Source organism: Pseudomonas agarici (genome assembly GCF_900109755.1).
GTDB classification, from domain to species: Bacteria; Pseudomonadota; Gammaproteobacteria; order Pseudomonadales; family Pseudomonadaceae; genus Aquipseudomonas; species Aquipseudomonas agarici.
On record NZ_FOAR01000028.1, the window covers coordinates 47,054 to 69,968 of the forward strand.

A 22,915-nucleotide genomic window follows, 5' to 3' on the forward strand; every position below is an offset into this window, starting at 1 on the left:
GGGGCGGTCCGGCGGCTATGCTCATTGGGTGCGGCCAGATCTGAGCAGCAACGCCCCGCAATCGTGGGGCGTTGCTGCCGACGTCACGGAATGGGCAGGCCTTTACCGCGCAGAATAGAGTCAAACCGCTCGGTGTCGGGGTTGTCCGACTGATTGACCACGCGGATCGCCTCTTCCTTGGCCAAGTGCGCACGGGTGCGCTGCAACACTGACTCGGCTTCGGCGGCCGGTACGGCGATCACGCCGTCGGCATCGCCAATAATCAGGTCGCCGGGATTGACCACCAAGCCGGCGCAGGAAATCACCACATTGACCTCCCCCGGACCGTCCTTGCTCGGGCCACGATGGGTGTGGCCCTTGGCGAAGATCGGCATGCCTGGCTCGGCCCACTCCGCGAGGTCGCGGATTGCCCCGTTAATCACCAAACCGGCCAGACGGCGGGTCACGCAGGTGGTGCGAATCAAGCCGCCGACCAGCGCCTGGCTCAGATCGCCGCCGCCATCGACTACCAGTACGTCGCCGGGCTTGGCCATCATCAGGGCCTTGTGGATCATCAGGTTGTCACCTGGGCGCACGCGCACGGTCAGCGCTGGGCCGCACATCAGGGTATCGATCTGCCCGTGATAGCGGTTCAGGCCCATGGCGCCGACATTGCGGCTCATGGCATCGCCCACCGCCGCAACGGGCATCTCGCCAAAAGCGGCCACCAGCTCAGGGCTCAACGACTCGGGCCGTGGGTTGATTCGCCAGCCGGCGGGCCAGTCATTGCTGGTTACGTTGTTATCGTTCATGAGATCTCCGGCTACTTATTCAAATAGGCCACTAGTGGGGCAGAATGCGGGAAAGAAAATGCCGGGCGCGTTCACAGCGCGTATCGATATCGCCGAAGAAGGTTTCCGTCTCGCAGTCCTCGATGATGCTGCCGGCGTCCATAAACACCACACGGTCGGCGACCTGGCGGGCGAACCCCATTTCGTGGGTGACGCACATCATGGTCATGCCTTCCTTGGCGAGACCGACCATTACATCCAGCACCTCGTTGACCATTTCCGGGTCCAGGGCCGAGGTGGGCTCATCGAACAGCATGCAGATCGGGTCCATGGATAGCGCCCTGGCAATGGCCACGCGCTGCTGCTGGCCACCGGACAGTTGCCCAGGGAATTTCTCGGCGTGAGCGCGCAGCCCAACACGGTCGAGATAGGCCAGGCCATGCTCCATGGCCTCGTCGCGAGAACGGCCGAGCACCTTGATTTGCGCCAGAGACAGGTTGTCACGCACGCTCAGATGAGGGAACAACTCGAAGTTCTGAAACACCATGCCCACGCGTGCCCGTAGCTTGGGCAGGTCCGAGCCGGTTTTCGCCACCGAGGTGCCGTCGACCAGGATATCGCCCTGCTGGAACGCCTCCAGGCCGTTGACGCACTTGATCAGGGTTGACTTGCCGGAACCTGAAGGCCCGCAGACGACCACCACCTCGCCCTTATTGACGCGAGTGGAACAATCCTTGAGCACCTGAAAGGGGCCGTACCATTTGCTGATATTTGTTAATTCGATCATAGCGCGGTTCTCTTGCGGCAAAATTTAACCAATAGCGAGGCGCAGAAGCACAAGACGAAATACACCGCGCCGGCCAATAGCAGCGCTTCGACGATGCGTCCACCACGCTCGCCAATGCTGTAAGCGGTACCGAAGAAGTCCGACAGGGCGCTGACATACACCAGGGCCGTGTCTTGAAACAGCACAATGGCCTGGGTCAGCAGCATCGGCACCATATTGCGAAACGCCTGGGGCAGTATCACCAGCTGCATCGCTTGGCGATGGGTCATGCCCAACGCGTAGGCCGCAGCCAATTGGCCCTTGGAGACGCTTTGGATGCCCGAACGAATGATTTCCGCGTAGTAAGCCGCCTCGAACAGCGAGAAGGCCACGAGCGCCGAGATCATCCTCACGTCGGTGGAGGGCGACAGGCCCAATACGCTCTGTAGCAGTTGTGGCACCACCAGGAAAAACCACAGCAGCACCATCACCAGTGGCACCGAGCGGAACAGGTTGATATACAACGTGGCGAAACCAGAGATCAGGCGCGAGCTCGACAGGCGCATCAGCGCCAGTACGGTGCCCCAGACCAAACCAGCCAGTAAGGCTACTATGGTGATCTGCAACGACACCCAGAGGCCTTGTGCCAGGTAGTTCAGGTTGTTGCCGACAAGAAACGAAAAATCGAACTGATAGCTCATCAGCTGCGCTCCTGCGAGCGAACGTGGGAGGGAATACGCGTGCGCTTCTCGACCGCGCGCATCACCAGCATCGCCGAGCCGCTGACCATGATGTAAAGCACGGTGACCATGGTGAAGGTCTCATAGGGCTGGGAGGTGTAATCCACCAACTGCCGGCCCTGGGCGGTGAGGTCCAGCAGGCCGATCATCGAGGCCACGGCCGAGTTCTTGAACACCGTCATACACTCGGAGGTCAGCGGCGGCACAATCACCCGCAACGACACCGGCAACAGCACATAGCGATAGGTTTGTGGCAGCGTCATGCCCAGGGCCAGGCCGGCATTACGCTGGCCGGGAGGCAGGGACTCGATGCCGGCGCGCACCTGCTCACAGATACGCGCCGAGGTGTACATACCCAGGCACAATACCGCAGCAAAAAACTGCTGCAGGAAGGGGTCGATGCTCTTGATCTGCGTTCCCCAACTCAGGGGCAACAGCTCCGGCACCACGAAGTACCAGATAAACAGCTGCACCAGCAGTGGAATGTTGCGAAACAGCTCCACATAGGCAGCCGCTACGGCAGATACCCAGCGATTGGGCACGGTGCGTAACACACCCATTACAATCCCCAGCAGCAGGCCGATGCACCAGGCTAGCAAGCCTACGGATACGGTCACCGCCAGACCGGAAAGCACCCAATCGAGATAGGTTTGGCCGGGCCAGGCCTCATTGAAAAAAACGCCCCAGTGCCAGTTATAATTCATCGCTGTTCTCTGCGCGCCCGGGTACTACACAGGACTCGGACGTATCTGTCGCTAATGAGCTTTGGGCGGGATCAACACAGGCCCAAGTGGATATCAGGCGAAGCGGCTCTGCCCCTCAATATATAAGTCGCGAACAAGCCTTCTCCAAGCGATCGCAGCCTTCGCGCAGGGCCTCCATGGAGGTGGCGAAGGAGATGCGAAAGTGCTCGTCAACACCATAGGCCGAGCCCTGCAACACCGCCAACCCAACTTCTTCGAGCAGGTAGATAACGAAGTCATCGCTATTGTTAATGACCTTGCCCGCTGGGGTTTTAGAGCCGAACAAGGCGCTGCAACGAGGGAACACATAGAAGGCCCCTTCCGGACTGTGGCAACGGATGCCGGGGATCGCATTGAGCCGCGCGACCACATAGTCACGCCGCGCCTGGAACTCAATACGCGATGCGCGGGGGAAGTCCTGTGGGCCTGTCAGGGCTTCGAGGGCGCCGGCTTGGGCGCCGGTGGACGGGTTGGAGGTGCTCTGCGACTGCAGCTTGACCATGGCCTTGATCAGGGCCGCGGGGCCGCCGGCATAGCCGATTCGCCAACCGGTCATGGCATAGGCCTTGGAAACCCCGTTGATGGTCAGGGTGCGATCCTTGAGCCGGGGTTCGACCTGGGCCGGGGTAACGAAGCGGCGCTGGTCATAGACGAGATGCTCGTATATATCGTCAGTCATCACCCATACGTGGGGATGACGCAGCAACACATCGGTCAGTTCACGCATCTCCTCTTCGGTGTACAGGGCGCCACTGGGGTTGTTCGGTGCATTGAGGATCAACCACCGGGTACGCTCCGTGATGCTTGCCTCCAGGTCTTTGGCGCGCAGCTTGAAGGCATTCTCCGCGTGGCAGGCAACGAACTTCGGCGTGCCCTCTGCCAATAGCGTCATATCCGGGTAGGACACCCAATAAGGTGACGGGATCAGTACTTCATCACCAGCCTGCACCGTGCACATCAGCGCGTTGAAAATGACCTGCTTGCCGCCGGTGCTGACGATGATTTCGTTGGCAGTGTACTCAAGCTGGTTCTCGCGCTTGAACTTGCTGGTGATGGCCGCACGCAGCTCGGGGGTGCCAGCCACGTCGGTGTACTTGGTCTTGCCCTCGGCCAGGGCGCGGGAGGCAGCTTGCTTGATATTGTCCGGGGTGTCGAAGTCCGGCTCGCCGGAAAGCAGCCCGAGAATGTCCTTACCGGCAGCCTTCAGCTCGCGGGCGTACTGGCCAGCCATGGAGCTGGGCGAGGGTTTGATTCGATTAATGCGGTCGGCAATTTTCAACATAATGCATGCTCCAGGGACAGCCCATTGGCTTTTACAGACCGAGCGAAGCCATGGCGCGCGACAAAGGCAGGGCGCCGGGCAAGGCTCGGATGGAATCGATGGCTAACGCGGTCGCTAGCCAGGGCAAAGCGTGGTGTTACTCGTCTTCGAAGGTCTTGTCGCTGGGGTGAGCGAACAGCGCTTTCATCGCGTCGCTCTCCGGCGTGTTGAGCACTATGCCGTCCGGCGCGATGGGTTCGAGGAACCATTTGTGGTACAGGCGCTCGGTCTCGCCACTGAGGTGCAATTGCGTGATGGTGGCATCGACCAGCGCCTTAAACTGCGGGTCGTCCTTGCGCATCATGCAGGCCAGGGTTTCCTTGGTCGGCATCTCACCTGTCAGGGCGTATTGATCGGAGTCCTTGGCCTTGCTCAACAGCGCCGCGAGCACGTCACGGTCCATAAAGAAGGCCGCTGCACGGTTGGTTTGCAGCATGACGAACGACTGCGAATGGTCCCGGGCGCTGATCACGTTGGTCTTCATGTTGTGCTCTTGCACATAGAGGCGCATGAAACGCTCCGAGGTGCTGCCCGCAGTAACCACCACGGACTTGCCATCGAGGTCTTTAAGGGATTTGATCCCCGAGTCCTTGCGCGTCAGCAACTGGGTTTCGGTGATTGCAATGGTGGTGGAGAACGCTACCTGGCGGCGTCGCTCGGCATTGTTGGTGGTGGCGTTACACTCCAAGTCCAGAGTGCCATTCTGCATCAAGGAAATACGATTTTGCGCGTTAATCGGGATCGAGCGTAATTGCAACTCCGGCAAGTTGAGCTTCTTCTTGATTGCCTCCACCACCTGCAGGCTGATGTCTCGGGCGTAGCCCACTACCTGATTGCTGTTACTGTCGATATAGGACCAGGGTACCGACGATTCACGATAGCCCAACACCATCACGCCATCGGTCTTGATCTTGCTCAGGGTACTGCCAATTTCCTCGGCCGCGACGCCGAAGCTACAGAGCATGGCGAGGGAAACGGCTATTGCATTGCGCATCATCTTGATCACCTTTGTTTTAATTATTGGTCATGCACCACAATCTATCCCTTTACGAAGCTAGCAAACTCCCTTGGTCTTTCAGGTAGGCCACCAGCCCACCGGCCTGGAGCATGCTCAGCACGAAGGCGGGCAACGGCTCACAAACAATCGGTTCAGCCTGGCCATGCTCCAGCAGCAAACGGCCCTGCTCATCCAGTCTTAAACTCAGCGGCGAACCTTCGACAATCGTCCGGGTGTCAGCCACTACCGGCATCAGTCCATTGTTCAGGGCATTACGCAGATAGGTACGGGAAAAGCTCTGGGCCACCACTGCGCGAATACCCGCCGCCAGCACCACCGTGACCGCCACCTCCATGGCCGAGCCACAACCGAAGTTCTTGCCTGCCACCAAAATGTCGCTTTTACCCAGGGTCCGGGCGAAACCTGGCTGGGCGTCCTCAAGCAGGTACTGTTTAAGCACCTGAGGATCGATGGTCTCCTTCTTACGATGGGAGGAGATGATGTAGTCGGTGTTGATGTCGTCGGCGAAGACTCGGGCTCGGCCATTGATGGGTAACAAACTCATACAGGGACTCCCTCGGCATTCAGCTCACCCGTGGCCGCAGCGATGGCACAGACCCGTGGTGACGCCAGATAGATAGCGGCCTCGGCGTTGCCCATGCGGCCCTTGAAATTACGGTTGGCGGTGGACAGCACCGTGCTTTGCGAGGCCGGAATGACCCCGCAGGTACCGCAACAGGAACCACAACCGGGCGGCTGTATGGTCGCGCCCATTTGCTCGAAGGCCGCCAACAGGCCCTCGCTGGCCAATTGCGCACGCACCGCCTCGGAGGCCGGGGTGACCACCAGTTGCACACCTTTAGCGATACCACCCCTGGCCTGCAATTCGACCAGCGCCTCGCGGTAGTCCTTCACCCGGCCACCGGTGCAGGTGCCCAGGTAGACCATATCCACCTTGGTGGCGCTGACATCGCGCACATCGATTACATTATCGACCCTATGCGGCAGCGCGACCTGTGCTCGCACCTGGCCCAGATCGACCTCCAGACTGCTCAGGTAGCGAGCATCGGCGTCGGCCTCGACGGGTTGGTAATCGGTCACACCCAGGGCAGCCAGCCACTGGTGAGTCAACTGATCACAGGGGAACAGGCCGACCTTGGCGCCCATCTCCACCGCCATGTTGGCGAGCACAATGCGGTCGTCCATATCCAGGCTGCCGACCCCGACCCCGGCAAACTCCAGAGCACAATAGTTGGCGCCGTCGGCGCGCAAGTGACGAGCAAGATGCAGAGCCAGATCCTTGGCCGCAACCCCTGGTGTGAGCCGCCCGTGCAGCACCACACGAATGCTCGCCGGCACTTTGAACCAAACCTGGCCACAGAGCAGGATGCCCGCCAGGTCGGAGGAGCCTATGCCGGTGGCGAAGGCGTTAAAGGCACCATAGGAAGTACTGTGAGAGTCGGCACCGACCATTATCCGCCCTGGCCGGGCGTGGCCCAACTCCATGACCAGTTGATGCCCAATGCCCTGTCCAACATCGGCCACCGCCACACAATGGGCCTTGGCATAGTCCCGGGCCAGCTCCTGCAAGCCCAAAGCCTTGGTGCCCGAGGCTGCGCCGTAATGATCCAGGGCAAACAGCAGGCGCTCGGGGTAACGGGGCTTGCGCAGTAGCCCGCCAGTCATTTGCTTGAGGTAATCCAGGGCCATGGGAATCGACCCATCGGTGCCCATGGCAAAGTCGGGCTGGCAGATCACTAATTCGCCCGCTTCGACCGTTCGGCCCAGAGAGCGTGAGAGAATTTTTTCGGCGATAGTCAATCCGTTCAAGGACCAGCCCCTTCAAGCGATAGCAGTAATACAAGGAGCGCCTAAGGCCACTCACTGACTCAATACACCCTTGGCCGAGACCAAACGGTGAGTACGAGGTGGAGTATGGATTTTACTGGCAAAGAGTAAAAGTGATTAAATATCAGCATGAATGACTACTTTTATTCATGTTAGAGTCATCCCTTCTCTATGCTTCAGGACGCTCTGCCATGCTCAGTTTCAAACAACTGGAAGCGGTATTCTGGGGCGCGCGCCTGGGGACCTTCGCCGCCGCGGCAGAGCGCCTGCACACCAGCGAGTCGGCCATTTCCAAACGGGTTTCGGAGCTGGAAATCTTCCTCGGCAAGGCCTTGTTCGACCGCTCCAAACGACGGGTGAAGCTGACCCACGACGGCCTCGAATTCGTCGAGCAAGCAGAGGAAATGTTGCGCAACCGCGACCGCCTGCTCGCGCGCATGGGCAAGGAATCGGCCCAGGTCAAACGCTTCCGAGTCGGCGTCACCGAGCTGATCGCCCTGACCTGGCTACCACAACTGGTACAGGCGTTTCGTGAGCGCTACCCGGATATCTCTTTCGAACCGGAGATCGACCTGAGCATCAACCTGGTCGAAAAACTCCAGGCTGGCCAAGTCGACCTGGTGATAGTGCCCAAGGTGTTCTCGGCAGATCGAGTGGTGGCGGTGCCGCTTCAGGAAATGCGGTTGTCGTGGATGTGCCGTCCCGACCTGATCGACAACCAGGGCGAGCGCCTGAGTTTCGATGAGTTGGCGCAGTACCCGATCCTGACGCAGACCGGTCGTTCCGGTGTGGACGTGGTCTACGACGCCTGGTTTAAGGAGAAAACCGCCCGAATTCGCAAGGTGTACGCCGGTAACAGCCTGATCTCCCTGGCGACCCTGACCATACTCGGCTTCGGTGTCAGCTACTTGCCATCGCTGTATTTCAGCGATTTAGCGCGCAAGAACCTACTGCGTGAGATCACCCTGGACGAACCCAGCCCACTGATTCAGTACAACGCGGTGTACCTGGGCGAAGACAGCATTGCCGGCTTTAGCGCGCAGATCGCCCAACTCTGCATCCTGCACTGCGACTTTTCCAAGCCCAGCTTCGACCCCATGGGGCTCAGCCAGTGAAGCCGGGATCCAACGACAATATCGATGGGTGTATCAAGTCACTGGCCGGGAAGAAAGTACGTTTCTTCCTTTGCCGCTCAAATTTCAAGCGTTGTTATGTGTTGTGTGTATTTGAGGCTTGCAGGAGGACGTTTGGTTGTGTACCACACACAAAAAATTAAGAGGAGGTGTAGTTATCTGGCCGACTCAGGTCCAAGATTTTAGGATCTGCTTAGGCTCAATCATTGAATAGACCCATTCGTTTCCTTGTTTGGCCTTGCGGAACAGTTTCAGACCAACCAAACCATTCAATACCGTCGCAGCTGTATTGTACGCGCAGTTGAGGTTTTCTTTAACGTTGTTAACTGTAAATAATCTATTATTACCAGATCTAGCAACGTTAAAAACGACTCGTTGCTTTTCTGACAATTTTCCAAACAGGCCGGACTCGTACAAGAATGTGTTAAAGGCATCGATTGATGCCACAGCATCGTCATAATTTTTCTTGAATTGCCTAATCGCTCTAGCAATCACGCGACACTGATAATCGATAAAATACGTCAAGTCCATCTCATCAGTTTCGGTGTACAGATAGCTCTTCCCGTATTTTATAGGTGCAATTTTCAACAGCGTACTAATAGCGATGTACCGAAAGCCGCCAAACCCCTTTTTAAACAGGTACCAGTAGAACAGCGACCTTGCTACCCGGCCATTCCCATCGTGGAAGGGGTGCTCGTAGCCTACGATAAAATGCAATATGATCGCCTTTATCATCGGGTGGATGTAATTCTGGTTGCTGATATCGGTATGGTTAGTGTTAACCCATTCAATAATCTTTTGTAGTCGCGCCTTCAAATGTTCGGCAGGAGGAGGCTGGTGAACTACGTTTCCTTCTCCGTCTTCCACGACTACGTTGTCATCGCTACGAAATACGCCCGGATAATACCGCTCATCATCTATACCTTCTACCCCGACTTGATGTAGGTCAGTAATTAGTTTTAGCGATAAGTCTTTGTTACGGCATTCCCAGGCATGTTGCATCATTTTAAAGTTTCCGATGATCATTTTTTCATCGGGCGTTCTTGGGCCACGCTTTCTGCTCAATAAATCCTTGGCGACTTTCGTGGTAGTGGCAGCACCCTCTAATTGGCTGCTGCTAATAGCTTCATCCTCAACCAGATCATTGAGCAAATATTGCAACTGTTTCGTTTCTCCAATGCTGGAGCACATCCACTCTAACGCTGCTGTAGTCGTATTCTGGTCACAAGCCGATACGGCAATATGCATTGCTGGGGTATAGAGGAAGTTACACACTTGTGGCGGCTGCCCCAGGCTAATCACAGAAGCCAGTTGCTTGTTTCTCGCGCTTTTTACTACCGACCACGCAAGTGCCTGGTCCAGCTCCTTTGGAAATCGAAAGCGCATTTTGTCGAAAGGCAGATAGCGGCCTTGGCCGTCTAAGACCTGACCGACCTCCAGATAGGCTCCAATCTGATCGGTATGCTCCTTGATGATGCGGCCGAAGGGATTAAGGATCGCTTTTGGCGGCGACTTGATCATGATTTCAATTTTCCCTGAATTTGAAATGAGCATACATCTACATTCCATGCATTTCAATTTTTGTAGATTTTGAAATGGTGAGCTCGACGGTTCATAAGCGCCTCGAAAGGCCAGCGGTGTGAGGCGATCTCACTGAACCCTAACTCCGCTAACCGCCGAAATGACTTCGAAGGTCAGCGAGGCAATTCACTGAGGCAACTCGCGGGCTTGGAATACCCAGCACTTCACTTTGATATTACGCATGGCTACTCGCGGCACCGCCATCCTTCGATTCCCCGAAATGGGACTGAGGGTGGCCGCGCGTCAAGTCATGCGCAACGCAGTGGAGGGTATTTCGCTAACCACGTGATTGGTCATTTCGGTAAGGGCGTGACCGGCTGTTTCGGAACAGGCGGAAATCGGTCACGCCCCTACCGAAATAGGCGGTCACGGTGGGCCGATATACGCACGTAAGGACGGAGATGATATCGAGGACGATGAGCCGTTTTGATCCGTGCCATAAGCGCCCTGCTGCATGCATCCATGCGATGGGGCTTGATGCGTCTTCAACCGGTACACTGCTGCTACGCTTATCCACAATTGCTGGGGCAAAAATCAGCAATCCCCCCTGGGTCAATTTTCAATCGGCAGGGGGGCAGTTTTCAATAAGCGCCAACAACCTTACGTTCTCGCCACTCGCCGAGAGAGGTAAAAGTGACTGATAACCTGTTTTTTCCGTATCAAAGCCTGGCCACCGATCTGCTGACGCATCTTCCTGAGGACAGTGGAGATGGCTCGCACGATCTTTCGCATATCCATCGTGTTTGGGTTAACGCCAGCGTTATTCAGGCCATGGAAGGAGGGGATCTCGAGATTCTTTTGGCGGCGACCATCCTGCATGATTGCGTTGCTGTCGAGAAAAACTCGCCACTGCGAGCGAAGGCTTCAACACTCTCATCGGAAAAAGCGTCGACTATTTTATCCGGCTTGGGATGGTCAGAGTCGAAGGTCATGGCAGTGGCGCACACGATAGAAAGCCACAGCTTTTCCGCAGGGTTGGAACCGCTCACACTCGAAGCCAAAATACTCCAGGACAGTGACAGGCTTGATGCAATTGGCATGGTGGGGATCGCCAGGTGCTTCTATACAGCGGGCCGCATGGGGGCGGCTTTATATGATGTGACCAACCCAACGGCATCTGGCAGGGAATACCAAGACAAGCAGTTCGCTATCGAACACTTCCAAACCAAGCTGCTCAGACTGGCCTCCGGGTTTAGAACAAATGAAGGTAAGCGCATGGCGGCAAAAAGACATCAACGTCTTGATCACTTTCTAAGCGCATTCATGGCGGAGGTCCGCGCGTTGGAGTACTGATGCCTAGTCCAAGCGAGACACTCCGAGCCTGCGACATCCTGTACCGGCAATACAGGGCAACAGATGTCGATGCACCATCAATCGCTTAATTCGCGTGCAGGGCACCTTTGGGAACACCAAATTTTAGCAAGTTGAGCCGCTCGCGTGATGTAAGCAGCAAGAGGCAAATCAAAAACGTGATCGCGTAGGTAAAAAGTAAATACGACAAGGGCCTGTTATCCAGAAAGCCGGAGAAAACGGTCGAGACATAGACACCATAGACAGACAGATTAATTATGATTTGTGGCGCGACGCTCTGCCCGTAGGCTCTAAGGTGAGCCGTGACCAACATCAATGAGGCGGTTGACAGCAACATTGCCAAAATCCCCAAACTGATCCATGGATCCTGGCCCAATAAGTCCGCTCTCAAACCGTATAAGGGCAGAATAAGGTTGTCGAAGCATGTAATGAGTATTGCCGTGGGAAGCGCACTGGCCAGTAACAACAGAATAGGGTGTGCATGAAGAGGCTCAGTTCTATTTCGAGTGACATGGATACTATGGATTTGCGTAAATGCTGAAACGGGAATGGCCAGTAGAGAAACTATACTGATAGCAACAGAAAATACCGAAACAAAATCTTTATCAATAAGTAATAATCGTTTATTTGCCATGAAAAATGCCAGCCGTTGTAGCGCCAAGCCAAAACCTTGGGGGGCTCCTATTGCAATGAGCATACGCATCGTGTCGAGATTGACGTGTAAGGAGAACAATCGATTTTTTCTACTGATGTAGAGGTAGTAGATTAATTCAAAGAAACCACAGACAGTCATTAGTACAACCACGGCGTAAGAGTAGTTTAATGGGCTATGTATGAAAAATCCGATAATGGCAAGGGTGATGAGTGGTACAAACCCGATCATTCTTCCGATATTACTGCTGCGATCTTTGATCCAGGCCTCGTAATAACAGTTGAAAAAACTAGTAAGGACGTAGATGAAAATATAGGTAATGTACCAGGCAGCCAGCTCTTTAGCCTTGTAATTAGAAGGGTAGGCGGAAATTTCGTTGGAAGAGAAGAGCAGAATAACACTGCAGGCTGACGCTACCAAACTGGCGAAAACCAACGCTAAAAAAAAGATGGAATTAAAGATGTCCTTGTTTTCAGTGTCTTTCGGCGAGGGGGTTAAATTTCCGATTGCGTAAAAAGTAAAAGTGGCTATGGTCGCGGGAAATACAAAAGCTGAAGAGATGTAGCTGAAAAAAGAAAATTCTTCGAAATTTTTATTGGCAACCAGAATGCCTACGAGCGAAATGCCCAAGTACGGAAAAAAACGGTTGGCGGAAAATTTTAAAATATTAGATTTATAAAACTTTAGATAGTTGGATGTGTGGGTATGCATGGATGTTATATCCCAAAGTCTGATAAAGACTCCATAACCTCATGTGCCATGAAATCAATGGGTTTATGGTCTGCTTTGATTATCATCCAACCGTTTTGCGCGGCGAGATCCAGATAAATCTCTCTGAGTGTATTTTGATAGGCAATGAAGTCGCTTTTGCTTGAGCCTTTCAAGCCATCCATTCCTCCACTCTCTGAAAAGCCATAGGAGGTCTTTCTCTCTGCGGCAATTTTAGGGTCTACATCTATATATATAACCGGGCTGGGGCGTGTGAGGCTGTAGAAGGCGGTCAGCATGGCTTCATACATATAGTCGGCTTTTAATCGATAGCGCACCAAATATTTATAGCACCAGCTTTCCATTATGACATTGTGGCCCTCAACCAGAGCGGGCTTAATTTGTGTGTTGTCTATGACATGAAACCAGGCTGCCAGCAAATACAGCCAGTGCATATCGCCAAGCTCGTCCATCGGCGCACCCTTGGGGTACTCCCAAAGGATGCTGCGGATAGTGGAGATATGATTGTCGGTGTAGGAGGAAAACGCAGGCGGGTATTTTTTATCGACAAGGACGAGCTTGCTCTTGATTCGATTTTTTAACAAGGGACCAAGCGCCTCAAACAAAGTCGACTTTCCCGCACCATCCAGGCCCTCAAACGCAACAAAAAATTGCTTATCAGTCATGGTCAGACCTTATAGTGTTCGAAATTGAATTTATCAACAGCCAGCACATCGACTGAGCTGAAAGCTTCGAGGTATTCGGATAAGGTCTGGGGAGTTAATTTCAATACGTCTTCAGCCTTCTTTTGTAGCGTGGTGATAGATGACGTATTGTCAATCAGTGCCCACAGATTGGCGGCCGTCGCAGGTAGCTCAAGTAAAGGCGTAGAGGAAACCACCATGTAGAATTTTCCCTGCGTCTCAATAACGCGACTTAACGCAGACTTACGTAATATCATATTGCCGGTATCATTCGGCTTGTGCAGGAACCTGGCATTCCAGTCAAAATCGCCCAACTCATCGGCCTCGAATCGAACGTAGTCGCCCACTACTTGCTGAAAGCGGAATGCCCGCTCTATATAGATATTGCCTGTGATCTCATTTTCATAGGGCACCACTGACATCAGCTGGATAAATTCTTTATAGGCTGGGTGCTGCAGCCCCAAATACTTTTCGGCGTAAGCCAGTTGCCACTTTTCCAGCAGCGATGTCGCACCGAAGACTGCCAGTAAGCGGTTGAATGTTTGCCTGACGGCATGGTGAGCGTTGAGCAGCGCTGAAGCATGATCATTAACTAGGAGGTTCCCGGCGCAGACCTTTAGCGAGCGCTCCGCATACAGGAAACATAGCTCGGACAGTCGCTCCGCGAATGTTTGCGTATCCAGAAGGTTTTTTAGTTTCTGGAAGGCTGCCTGACCGGTCAAGCCGATACCTGAATGTACGCGATGACACAGCAACAGCTCATAGGGCGAAATGTTCGCCAAATCCTTACCGGTGTGAACAAATTCAAATATACCAACCAGCTTTGATAGCTTTATGGAGGTGACTTCAATCGGGCGTTCAAAATCGGTCAGCAGGATTTCAGTTTCTTCGCATTCATCGTAAACGGCATAAATGTCGTAATCGGATTTAGGTGTTGATAGACCTTCTGCGATTGACCCTGACAAAAAGGTAAATAGAGGTTGTTGATTCTTGAGATAGTTTTTATCCAGGAAGGCTTCAAGTGCGGATATATCGGCAGAGGATAGAGCTTTGGCATCTTGTTTATGGACGTGGTTCATCGATAAATCTCTCACAGGAATGATGATTCAGGCCGCCAGTTTTAACACTGCAGAGACATGTGGGTTAGCACTGGCCGTAGTTCAATGTGCGCAACAGTTGAAAAGGAGTGATTTAGGAAAGGTAGGTGTCGTGATTCGTTAGCCGCTGCTGGCTGGATTGCGGGTACGCAAATTGTCTGGGGCATCTGGAGCATCCTTGTTCCATGCTGATTTCCGTTTCAAGCAAACTTACTTCTTAGAATTAACACGCCGAACAAAAGCTGTCAACTCCGGTAAGGAGGTTTTGAATTTTTGAAATAGTGTCGAAAATACTCACAAAGCAAGCTGCCTAAAATATCGAAAATTGATGGCAATATGACATGTGTCGTAGCAATTAAAATTAGTTGAGCACGAATAGCCTTCAGGAATCCTTAGGGGCGGTTGCTGCTGTTTCGACTGACAGTGTTTAAATCACTAGGGCGGATTGACACCTGACTAGGTTCTGTACGAAATCCTTTGACACTGCCATCGCTGCACTTGAACACCGATATTCGGTAGGGGCAGACAGGCCAGTGACATCTCGTATGCCCAACCACTGCTCGATGAAGCCTATATCCCCAGTTTGCGCGGTCGTCCTCGCAAACGATGTCGCTGGCTTTTGGCTGACAAAGGCTACGATGTTGAGGCTCTGCGTCGCTACTGTGACCGTTACCGGATGCAGTCGGTAATCCCTCTGCGATCCATGAAACGCAAACCCAAGCTCGGTTTGCCTCGCTTGTTTGATCGGCCAAAATACCGGTAGCGCAACATCGTCGAACGCATGTTCGGCTGGCTGAAAGAAAACCGTCGTATCGTCACACGCTTCGACAAGCTTGCGAAAAGTTATGCAGCGATGGTCTCGTTAGCTTGTGCTATGCGGTATTTGCGACATTACTTTTCGTACAGTGCCTAGTGGGTTATGAATCACACTTAGCCCGTATGTATTGGGGAAACAGGGGATGTGACTTAGGTAGAGGGGACGTTAGTATCCGAGGAAAGAATTTTAAAAAAATATTGACATAAATTAATTTGCTGCTAATTTTTGTCCTGCGAAGAGCAATACCGCACTTCGGATCTACAAATCTAAGAAGGATTTTTTATGACTAGTATCCGCGTTCTGAACACGCAAGAGCAAAGTGCTGTAAGTGCTAAGACCACGTTCACCGCTAGCGGCGGTGGCGGCGGCGGTGGCGTACATGCAAAGGCCTAAGTAGCACGTCAATAACGGACTGAATAGGGCACATGGATGTGCCACTAAAGGACTGATGCGCAGTTTTTCATTGAATGAAAAAAAGGATTTGTTCGTGTTCCTCAATCCCAGGCAAATAAGCATCAACCCTGTCTTTCCGGCTGACCACTCCATGGGAAGTCGAAATTTTTTAAGATACATTCGATCGAAAATAACCAGCGAACAGTTTGCGTTACTGTCGATTGCCGTGTGCAATGATTTTCGAATCGAATGCCATTCTTTTTTCTTTGAAGATCTTGAAGATTTTCTTGTTTACAGAAAGCTGAAAATGCTCAACGTACTTCAGCCCATGCCATTCAGCTACAAAAAAATAGCTAATAATAAGCGACCCTCCTGGCTGTTGGTAGAAAATGAGGAAGGAAAAACGCTACTGACTATTAGTGTGTCTCCCACTAAAGAATACCTTCTCCAGTATGCTTCTATCGTTCAAAGCGCAGTGCTTTTTTTGTGCCCGAGAGGGCAACGTTCAGCCAGCTATGCTAAAGCTGCCCATGCAGCCGAGGCAATGAAGGCTTTTTATTATCCTGAAATTGCAGAGCACTACTCGGATCGGTTAGGGCTAACTGCTTATCTTGAGCACACTAAAGGACCAGATGATGTTTATGTCATTGGTGAGGGTGACAAAGCATTTGCTCAAGTCATAAGTGATGGGTTGTTTGTCGAAAACTTGCATGATTCAACATCGTTCAGCGTGATCGATCTCACCCTTCCTGATGCCATTTTCAGAATCAGGATCATAGCGATCAAGCATTCGTTCTGGGGGAGCGCCGCCGGGAATGTGGCAAAGGTATGCGCAGAGCTTGGCTCTACCAAGGGTATTGTTTACATCGCCAAGTTGGGCGCGATCTCACAAAAGCTTGATTTGTTTGATATGGTTTCGCCGTGTAAATTTCTTCTGTGGGAAGCTAATAAGGTTACTCATGTTCAGGCGCCCCCGGCCTTTTTTGATGAGACCATACTCTCGGAAATGGGAGTGTCCCAAACGGTACATGTTTCATTGCCAACGCTGGTCGAGGAAACGAATTTTCTATTAAATCACTTCAATGTCAATGGCGCAGAAACGATCGATAATGAGATTTCGTTTATCGCCGCAAGCATCGCATTGGTTAACAGGGCAGTCTCCACGCCGGTGCCGTTTTCCTGCTTGCACATAGTGACTGACAAGCCCTCGTCGAGTATTTTTGAAGAGCTTAACCATTACGTAGAAGTTTCAGATATCAATCACCTGCTGAGCAAGGACAATTTGCAATATCGGCGGCTGAAAAATCATCATCATAGGCATTTTTTAGAGATTTTTAATCGGACGATAATCTATGAGCGACCTGACATTGGTAGAGCAATTGCCTGAAAAGTTTTTTGATGAGGCGTCGACCAGTTATCTATCCACTTTAGAATGTGCTTTTCACGACAAGCGGCTGTCAGGGACTTCTCCGTCAGTTTCAAGCTATGAAGAAAAACTGAAGGTTTGGTTTGGTACCGAGTATGCACTGCCCGTCGCATCAGGGTCTGCCGCGATTTTTTTGGCGCTTTACGCATGTGGCGTACAAAGGGGCGATAAGGTCGTCGTCAGCGCATTGGCCCCTATCCCTTCACTTCTCCCCATTTTGCAACTGGGGGCGGAGCCTTTGTTTGTTGATGTTGAGGTGGGTAGCTTCAGGTTCGACACAGAGGATCTAAAGAAAGCAATCGAGCTCAAGCCAAAGGCTTTACTGGCTGTAGCGCTGTGGGGATACCCAGTCTTAACGCGTGAATTGATCGATGTATTGGCTGATAATGCGATGCCGTTGATTGAGGATTCTGCGCACGCACACGGTTCCATTGAGTTGGGCAAGTTTTCAGGAACGGTAGGGAGCATCGGCTGTTTCAGTACCCACGATAATAAATTGCTCTCCACAGGGGAGGGCGGGTTTGTGTTAACAAACAGCACTGAGCTGTATGAAAGGATGAAAGCCTATAGTCATCTTGGCTACTGTCGGGGCGAGGTGATGGGCTTCAATTTCAAGCTGGGAGCGCCACAGGCCTTGCTTGGGCAGGACAGATTGACGCGGCTTGAGAGTCAGATAGCCGCTCGCAAAACAGTTGCAAGCGCTTTGCTTGCTCAACTGTCGCTCCCGGCCATCGTCGCGCCGATAGAGTTTGAGGCAACTTCACATCCGAATTTTTACAATCTGGGCTTTTTTATCCAGGCTGAAAGAGCGTGCGCGGCCAACTTGATTAGTTATTGCCATGAGCGTGGCGTGCCCAGCAATGCGATCAAATATAATATTAAACCAAGCTATCGGTACTCGCTGCTGAGCCCTTATTTTCGACTCTGCAAAAATGCAGAGTTCATGGCGTATAACATTACGTCGATTCCGTGCTTGCCAGAATTAACAGAGTCGCAGATTTCTGCGGTGAGTGAATTATTTAATAAAGCGGTAAGCCAGTTTCTATGAGATATATTTTTTCTGGGTTGAGTTATACCACCGAAGGTGGGCAGTTCATCTTGGACAACATTGGCACCCACGGCAGGCGTACGGTGGCATTACTGGACTGCCCCATCACTTTGCGCCGGATGAGTGCAAGGTTCTGCAGCGGCTGGTATGATCTTTCTAGCTTTACGCCGCATCCATGCCCTACATCGAGCCAGTTGACTGCCAATGGCAATTCCTGTGAGGCCTGCGTAAAAAAGACCGGATACAGCCCGTTTTTTTACAATGTCCCTGCTGCACAAATTTCGCAGCAACAGCGAAATTACAATGCATCGCCGCATTCCGTGTACCTGGCGTCCTTTGGGCCTGATTTGATCAAGGTCGGTATCTCTAATTCGGGACGGCTTAATGATCGATGGTTGGATCAGGGCGCGATATACGCTCGAGAGATCTTCAACTGCGCCGACGCCGCTTCGGCCAGGGAGCTGGAGGCTTTTGTGTCTTCGAGCGCCTCGATTGTGGAACAGGTTTCGGTCGCTCTTAAGGCGAGGTCGCTCGTCAGGTATGGCGTTGTATACGATCCTGAGCCGAGTTTTGAAAGAGTCTTAAACCTGATTTCCGCGTCCGCTGTCCTGGGCGATCGGGCCGGTCTTACGGTGGATCTGACTACCTATTACAAGCCTGAGCGGATACCGTTCTCTGCCTTGATCGATGTGTCGAGGGAGTCACCGCTCGAGGTATCCGGGAGGATCTGCTTCAGTGTCGGGGGCATTTGTATATTCGAGACCGATGGGCTTTATTATCTTTGTGATATGAGCAGGTTCAAGTCACACGTGGTCCATTTCGACTCGGTTATGCGACCCCGGCAAAATCTGACGTTATTTTAATAAAGACCATCCAACTCGCCTGGCGCCAAGCCTGCTCCCCGTTGTAACAGTCGAAAGCCTACTCTTGGGGTTTTCCTGTGGCGAACACCGCCTGTTGCTCGGCACTCGCTTCTTTCCGGTATTGTAAGCGATCCACCAAGTACACCTACCGAATGCGGCTTGCGTTTACCGTGGCATTTGATGTGCACCACCCTGAATTTTTCAGAGCCGACCAGACTATCAGGAATGACGAAAACCAAAAGCCTGACTCTGTCTCGTACGCCCGCCTAAGCCACCTTGTATGACTCAGGCGCGACATTACATTTACACTGATTAGACTCTCGAAACATTAACCCGCTAAACGATACTGGTTTACGTCCCGCTGTACCATACCTAGGGAAACGCTGATTTATTCAAAAAGATCGTTATTGCTCCCTTATAAATCAAGGCCTCCAGAGGATTGAGGGGGTGAAAAATGGAATAAATCAGCGGTTCCCTAGCTCCTCCAGAGCATCTAGTGTCCCGAGCGTTTAATTCATTAGCTTATTTTTCATCACACTCAGTTTTGCCATATATACCGAGCTGATGATAGCCTCTGCCGTCTTGTTCCATTTGAACGGCTTGGCCGAATGCTCGTTGTGAGCCGTGATAAATTGCCGGATGGCGGCTTTCAGGTCAGTAACGCTGGTGAAGACACCTCGATACAGCGCCCGTCTCTCCAACTGCGGAAACTATCCTTCCACTGCGTTCAGCCAAGACGCGCTGGTCGGTGTGAAGTGCAACTTGAAGCGCGGATGTTTTTCCAGCCAGGCGTTGATCGCAGCGGTTTTGTGGGTCGAACTGTTGTCCAGAATCACATGGAAATCCAGCGCGGCAGGTGTGTTGCTATCAATCTGTCGGAGAAAATCCAAGAGTTCCTTGGCCCGGTGCCGCTGGGTGATCCGGCCCATTACTTCATCAGTCATGATGTCGAACGCGGCGTACAGGCTTGCCGTGCCGTGGCGCTTGTAATCATGGGTTCGCCGCTCAATCTGCCTGGGCCGAAGTTGCAGCATTGGTTGAGTACGATCCAACGCCTGGATCTGGGTTTTCTCGTCAACCGAGAACACCATGGCGTTGTCTGGAGGGCTCAGATGGCTTGTTGCGCGGATGGCTGACGAGGGTGGGTCAACAGTCTTTTAAAGAAACGGGGAACGAACGGGGAAAATATCTACTACGGGACGCCTAAAACGAAAAGGCCCACCGTGAGGTGAGCCTAAGTCGTTGTTCTGTATGGTGGCACCAGACGAACGGTAGCTTTTGGCGAGGCCAGGTTTTCTGTGGGGCTGGAAGTCGGTGGAAAACTAGGCATACCCCTACCTATAGCTATAAATGAATCAGCTAAATATGGATTTTAGCGGAATCGAACTTGGGATGAAACGTTGCCTCAATGCTAATTCAGAATAGTGTGTCGTGCTGAAATGGCTCGGTCGTCTCTCTCAAGTTTACAATCTCAATAGGGGATCCAAAAATATTGAAGTCGTCAATATGCAGTGGGGGAACGCTGGGTGGAATCGTATTTTTCTTAACTCCTTCTCGTAATTCCATCAACAGCCGCCCTAGGACATTTGCACCAACTAACCTACCGTCGTCTTCTGAAACAGCTCCCCAGAACATATCGGCTCGAGACTGTTCCACAATAGGGGAGTCGCCAGTTTCAAGCAGAAGGGATGAGAATTTTGACCAGTTCTGCAATAATTTTGCAGATAAGCACCATCGCATAATACGTACTCTTACGCGCATCCAGTCAGGACGTGATTGCTCTCGGAACGGTTTGCTTCGCATTTTTGCCGTCATCGGACTTGTTTGCGAGACTATTAATTTTTGTATATCTGGTAGATGAGGGAAGCGGCAGGCCTGATAGAGAGCTTCCGATGTTAGAATTTTTGTCCCATTTATAATAATAGGGAAGCCGCCAGCCATATTGGATAGGCCGCCGAATTTCTCTTGCGTTTTAAGGAACACAATGCTTCGATCTCTCTCATAAGTACGGATTGCTACTTTCCCCATCATGTTCTCCCTACAATGCTTCGAATGCTCGCTCCATAGCCGCATCAGCATTGGTCGACCTAGGGAACAAAGGGTACCACGGATCGCCCGCGCCATAGCGCTAGAGGTGCATTGTTTGGGCAGTTTCTATACGTCACAAACATGGAGCCAAAACCAAGAGTTTCTAATGTGCTAAATCCCAATGGACTATGGGGAATTTTCAAATTGGAGCATATGGTTCTGATATGCATTCCTTTTATCAAAAACTCTTGCTCTAGCAAGTGACGTCCAGATTCAGACGTAAAAAACTGTAAACTACCAATGCTGCCTGGTTGTCGGTATACGGGTTGATACTTCATTCCTTGGATGTAGTTGGTAACTCTTTCATCTTGAGGTGCACATGTCGGCCGTAGAACATCGGATGAATACATGTAGCGTTTTCTATCCTCCGGATATATATGCTGTAACCAATTTATGGTTATGTTTTTTCCACTTTCCTTTATAACTTCATTGAGCTTTTTGTTAGTGCTGTATTCGCCATATTTGTGTAGGCTTATGATTGTCATAAACAGCGTGGCGCGAGATGGTGCGTTGTTTTTTATCCACTTCGACACATCATTGGTTACGCGTGATCCGGAGAATAAACCATCGTCTATGTACCAGTATACACTCGCCGTATTGGAGTTTATTAGTGGCGTAACACCAAGCTTTGAAGTGATAAGGTTGGACAAGATTCCCACAAACTCATGTTGGCTATTTCCACCTTCCTGGATATCCAGTAATGATACCGTGCTCCAGTATTTTGCAGGGTCTGGCCCAGCAGATTTACTGTGGTTGATCAGTTGCAAAAAAATATCTTCTATGCGTTTTTTTGAGAAGTATGTTTTTTTAAGTGTGTGTACCATTTCACTAAGTATTGGGAGTTGCTTTTCTGGCTCAAACTGACTTATCCATTTCTCGACATGGGCGTAATCGAGAGGCTTGATTTTCCCCTTGCGATAATCGCCTATCGTCTCTAATAGTTCTGTAATTAACCCTTCCCGAGCGGCCATAAAAAATCCCTTTCAAATTAGTGAGATTTCAGATTGCCACTATTGTGTGCGTTTGAGAAGCCCGCTGGATCTAGTACCTTAGTCTGAGCCTACGAGTGGCTTAAATTTCTTGGGAGCTTCTCCACCCCCTCTGACGTCTTGCATACTGCTTGGCAACGGCTGATGCCGACTCCTTCCTAGCTTGGGCCAAATGGCGTTCCAATAATTGAACAAAGCCGATCCGTTTTCATGTGGATTCTAGGTCGAGAGTGGCCCCCTCTCAGGATGAAGACTGAAGCATCCGTAACGAATTGTGCCGGTTCACCAAGCGACAAATAAGCTGTCCTCCACGACCAGTGGCTGTTTACGTTATCTACTCGATCGTAAAAAACGGGTAGACTACCCGTTCTTTTTCATGGATTGAATGTTATGCATCTCGTCACCACCCGCGATGCCGCGAGGCTCACAGGTCTCTCGACAGATCAGCTTCGAGAGTGGACGAGTCGTAGGGCCTTGATTCCAGCGGACATCAAACCCAAAGGGCATGGCTCTCCCGCCCAATATTCCTGGCAAACAATACTCCTGCTGCGTTTGGCAGTGACACTCCGAGAGCGCTTCAAGCTGGAGCTACAAGCCCACCAACAGCTGTTCTTCAGTTTGGGAAATGGTTTGAGAAAGAGGTCCTTTCTCTCGCTTTGGGGGCAGTCGTTGGTATTGCAGGGTGGAGATGCATGGTGCTTGCAGGACTCAACAGAAAACGGCCATCCAGCAGGCGCCTTTATCGTGTTGAGGCTTGATTCGCATCTGCAAATTCTCTCTGATGATTTTTCCATGTCGCCGCCGATCCCCACCGCACAATTTCCCCTTTTTCCTGCTACTGGCGTAACTAGCGATTTCGCGGTCGCTTTTGGACGCCGCAGATGAACTACTTAAATATTCATATCCCATCGTATCGAGGC

General features: G+C 52.0%; 20 protein-coding genes and 2 pseudogenes. 7 read left to right on the plus strand and 15 right to left on the minus strand.

What is annotated here, in order from left to right; genetic code table 11:
* Nucleotides 1-83 precede the first annotated feature (83 nt).
* The 8 genes from BMX68_RS21205 to BMX68_RS21240 form a co-directional block, all read right to left on the minus strand.
* The gene (locus BMX68_RS21205; protein ID WP_017130405.1) at nt 84-791 is read right to left on the minus strand and encodes an RraA family protein; all 708 of its coding nucleotides are present in this window, start codon (nt 789-791) and stop codon (nt 84-86) included.
* A gap of 31 nt (nt 792-822) precedes the next feature.
* On the minus strand, nt 823-1,557 hold the full coding sequence (locus BMX68_RS21210) for an amino acid ABC transporter ATP-binding protein (RefSeq protein ID WP_017130404.1): 735 nt from the start codon (nt 1,555-1,557) through the stop codon (nt 823-825).
* The gene (gene gltK / locus BMX68_RS21215; protein ID WP_017130403.1) at nt 1,554-2,237 is read right to left on the minus strand and encodes a glutamate/aspartate ABC transporter permease GltK; all 684 of its coding nucleotides are present in this window, start codon (nt 2,235-2,237) and stop codon (nt 1,554-1,556) included. The genes BMX68_RS21210 and gltK overlap by 4 nt, the downstream gene beginning before the upstream one ends.
* Nucleotides 2,237-2,980, minus strand: coding sequence for an amino acid ABC transporter permease (locus BMX68_RS21220; RefSeq protein ID WP_017130402.1), 744 nt, complete (start codon nt 2,978-2,980; stop codon nt 2,237-2,239). Before BMX68_RS21220 ends, gltK begins: the two co-directional genes overlap by 1 nt.
* Nucleotides 2,981-3,095: 115 nt before the next feature.
* Nucleotides 3,096-4,301, minus strand: coding sequence for a pyridoxal phosphate-dependent aminotransferase (locus tag BMX68_RS21225; RefSeq protein ID WP_017130401.1), 1,206 nt, complete (start codon nt 4,299-4,301; stop codon nt 3,096-3,098).
* Nucleotides 4,302-4,437: 136 nt separating this feature from the next.
* The gene (locus BMX68_RS21230; RefSeq protein WP_017130400.1) at nt 4,438-5,337 is read right to left on the minus strand and encodes a transporter substrate-binding domain-containing protein; all 900 of its coding nucleotides are present in this window, start codon (nt 5,335-5,337) and stop codon (nt 4,438-4,440) included.
* Between the two features lie 49 nt (nt 5,338-5,386).
* Nucleotides 5,387-5,902 carry a LeuD/DmdB family oxidoreductase small subunit gene (locus BMX68_RS21235; protein ID WP_017130399.1) on the minus strand — a complete coding sequence of 172 codons (516 nt, stop codon included), beginning with the start codon at nt 5,900-5,902 and terminating at the stop codon, nt 5,387-5,389.
* Nucleotides 5,899-7,167, minus strand: a complete 1,269-nt coding sequence (locus tag BMX68_RS21240) for a 3-isopropylmalate dehydratase large subunit (protein ID WP_026013010.1) — start codon at nt 7,165-7,167, stop codon at nt 5,899-5,901. The genes BMX68_RS21235 and BMX68_RS21240 overlap by 4 nt, the downstream gene beginning before the upstream one ends.
* A gap of 209 nt (nt 7,168-7,376) precedes the next feature.
* Between BMX68_RS21240 and BMX68_RS21245 the strand changes: the two genes are divergently transcribed.
* A complete protein-coding gene (locus tag BMX68_RS21245; protein ID WP_017130397.1) occupies nt 7,377-8,300 on the plus strand; it encodes a LysR family transcriptional regulator in 924 nt (307 codons plus the stop codon).
* A gap of 186 nt (nt 8,301-8,486) precedes the next feature.
* Here the strand turns inward: BMX68_RS21245 and BMX68_RS21250 are convergent, their stop codons facing one another.
* Entirely contained in the window at nt 8,487-9,839 is a 1,353-nt protein-coding gene (locus BMX68_RS21250) for a Fic family protein (protein WP_026013009.1), read from the minus strand.
* Between the two features lie 693 nt (nt 9,840-10,532).
* Between BMX68_RS21250 and BMX68_RS21255 the strand changes: the two genes are divergently transcribed.
* Nucleotides 10,533-11,192 (plus strand): HD domain-containing protein, encoded by a 660-nt coding sequence (locus tag BMX68_RS21255; protein WP_017130395.1) that lies wholly within the window; start codon nt 10,533-10,535, stop codon nt 11,190-11,192.
* An 85-nt stretch (nt 11,193-11,277) separates the two neighbouring features.
* Here the strand turns inward: BMX68_RS21255 and BMX68_RS21260 are convergent, their stop codons facing one another.
* Genes BMX68_RS21260 through BMX68_RS21270 form a run of 3 tightly spaced genes read right to left on the minus strand, consistent with a single transcriptional unit; the run spans nt 11,278 to nt 14,353 of the window.
* Nucleotides 11,278-12,573, minus strand: a complete 1,296-nt coding sequence (locus tag BMX68_RS21260; RefSeq protein ID WP_074862582.1) for a hypothetical protein — start codon at nt 12,571-12,573, stop codon at nt 11,278-11,280.
* A 5-nt stretch (nt 12,574-12,578) separates the two neighbouring features.
* Nucleotides 12,579-13,256, minus strand: coding sequence for a nucleoside/nucleotide kinase family protein (locus BMX68_RS21265; protein ID WP_017130393.1), 678 nt, complete (start codon nt 13,254-13,256; stop codon nt 12,579-12,581).
* A 2-nt stretch (nt 13,257-13,258) separates the two neighbouring features.
* Nucleotides 13,259-14,353, minus strand: a complete 1,095-nt coding sequence (locus BMX68_RS21270; protein ID WP_074862585.1) for a nucleotidyltransferase domain-containing protein — start codon at nt 14,351-14,353, stop codon at nt 13,259-13,261.
* A 544-nt stretch (nt 14,354-14,897) separates the two neighbouring features.
* On the opposite strand from BMX68_RS21270, the pseudogene BMX68_RS21275 reads away from it, so the two are divergent.
* The 4 genes and pseudogenes from BMX68_RS21275 to BMX68_RS21290 all read left to right on the plus strand — a co-directional run.
* Nucleotides 14,898-15,284 (plus strand): annotated as a pseudogene (locus BMX68_RS21275) (transposase); the annotation flags it as partial.
* Between the two features lie 391 nt (nt 15,285-15,675).
* On the plus strand, nt 15,676-16,968 hold the full coding sequence (locus BMX68_RS21280; RefSeq protein WP_143063338.1) for a hypothetical protein: 1,293 nt from the start codon (nt 15,676-15,678) through the stop codon (nt 16,966-16,968).
* The gene (locus BMX68_RS21285; protein ID WP_017130390.1) at nt 16,934-18,055 is read left to right on the plus strand and encodes a DegT/DnrJ/EryC1/StrS family aminotransferase; all 1,122 of its coding nucleotides are present in this window, start codon (nt 16,934-16,936) and stop codon (nt 18,053-18,055) included. Before BMX68_RS21280 ends, BMX68_RS21285 begins: the two co-directional genes overlap by 35 nt.
* A gap of 50 nt (nt 18,056-18,105) precedes the next feature.
* Nucleotides 18,106-18,918 carry a DUF2797 domain-containing protein gene (locus tag BMX68_RS21290; RefSeq protein ID WP_157214211.1) on the plus strand — a complete coding sequence of 271 codons (813 nt, stop codon included), beginning with the start codon at nt 18,106-18,108 and terminating at the stop codon, nt 18,916-18,918.
* 509 nt (nt 18,919-19,427) lie between these two features.
* Here the strand turns inward: BMX68_RS21290 and BMX68_RS21295 are convergent.
* The 3 genes and pseudogenes from BMX68_RS21295 to BMX68_RS25690 all read right to left on the minus strand — a co-directional run.
* Nucleotides 19,428-20,033: pseudogene (locus tag BMX68_RS21295) on the minus strand (IS630 family transposase); the annotation flags it as partial.
* A gap of 301 nt (nt 20,034-20,334) precedes the next feature.
* On the minus strand, nt 20,335-20,949 hold the full coding sequence (locus BMX68_RS21300) for an NADAR family anti-phage protein (RefSeq protein WP_256218823.1): 615 nt from the start codon (nt 20,947-20,949) through the stop codon (nt 20,335-20,337).
* 56 nt (nt 20,950-21,005) lie between these two features.
* The gene (locus BMX68_RS25690; RefSeq protein ID WP_143063339.1) at nt 21,006-21,977 is read right to left on the minus strand and encodes a phosphoribosyltransferase-like anti-phage protein; all 972 of its coding nucleotides are present in this window, start codon (nt 21,975-21,977) and stop codon (nt 21,006-21,008) included.
* A 408-nt stretch (nt 21,978-22,385) separates the two neighbouring features.
* Here BMX68_RS25690 and BMX68_RS21305 point away from each other — a divergent pair, with 408 nt between their 5' ends.
* Nucleotides 22,386-22,880, plus strand: a complete 495-nt coding sequence (locus tag BMX68_RS21305) for a MerR family transcriptional regulator (RefSeq protein WP_017130386.1) — start codon at nt 22,386-22,388, stop codon at nt 22,878-22,880.
* Nucleotides 22,881-22,915 lie beyond the last annotated feature (35 nt).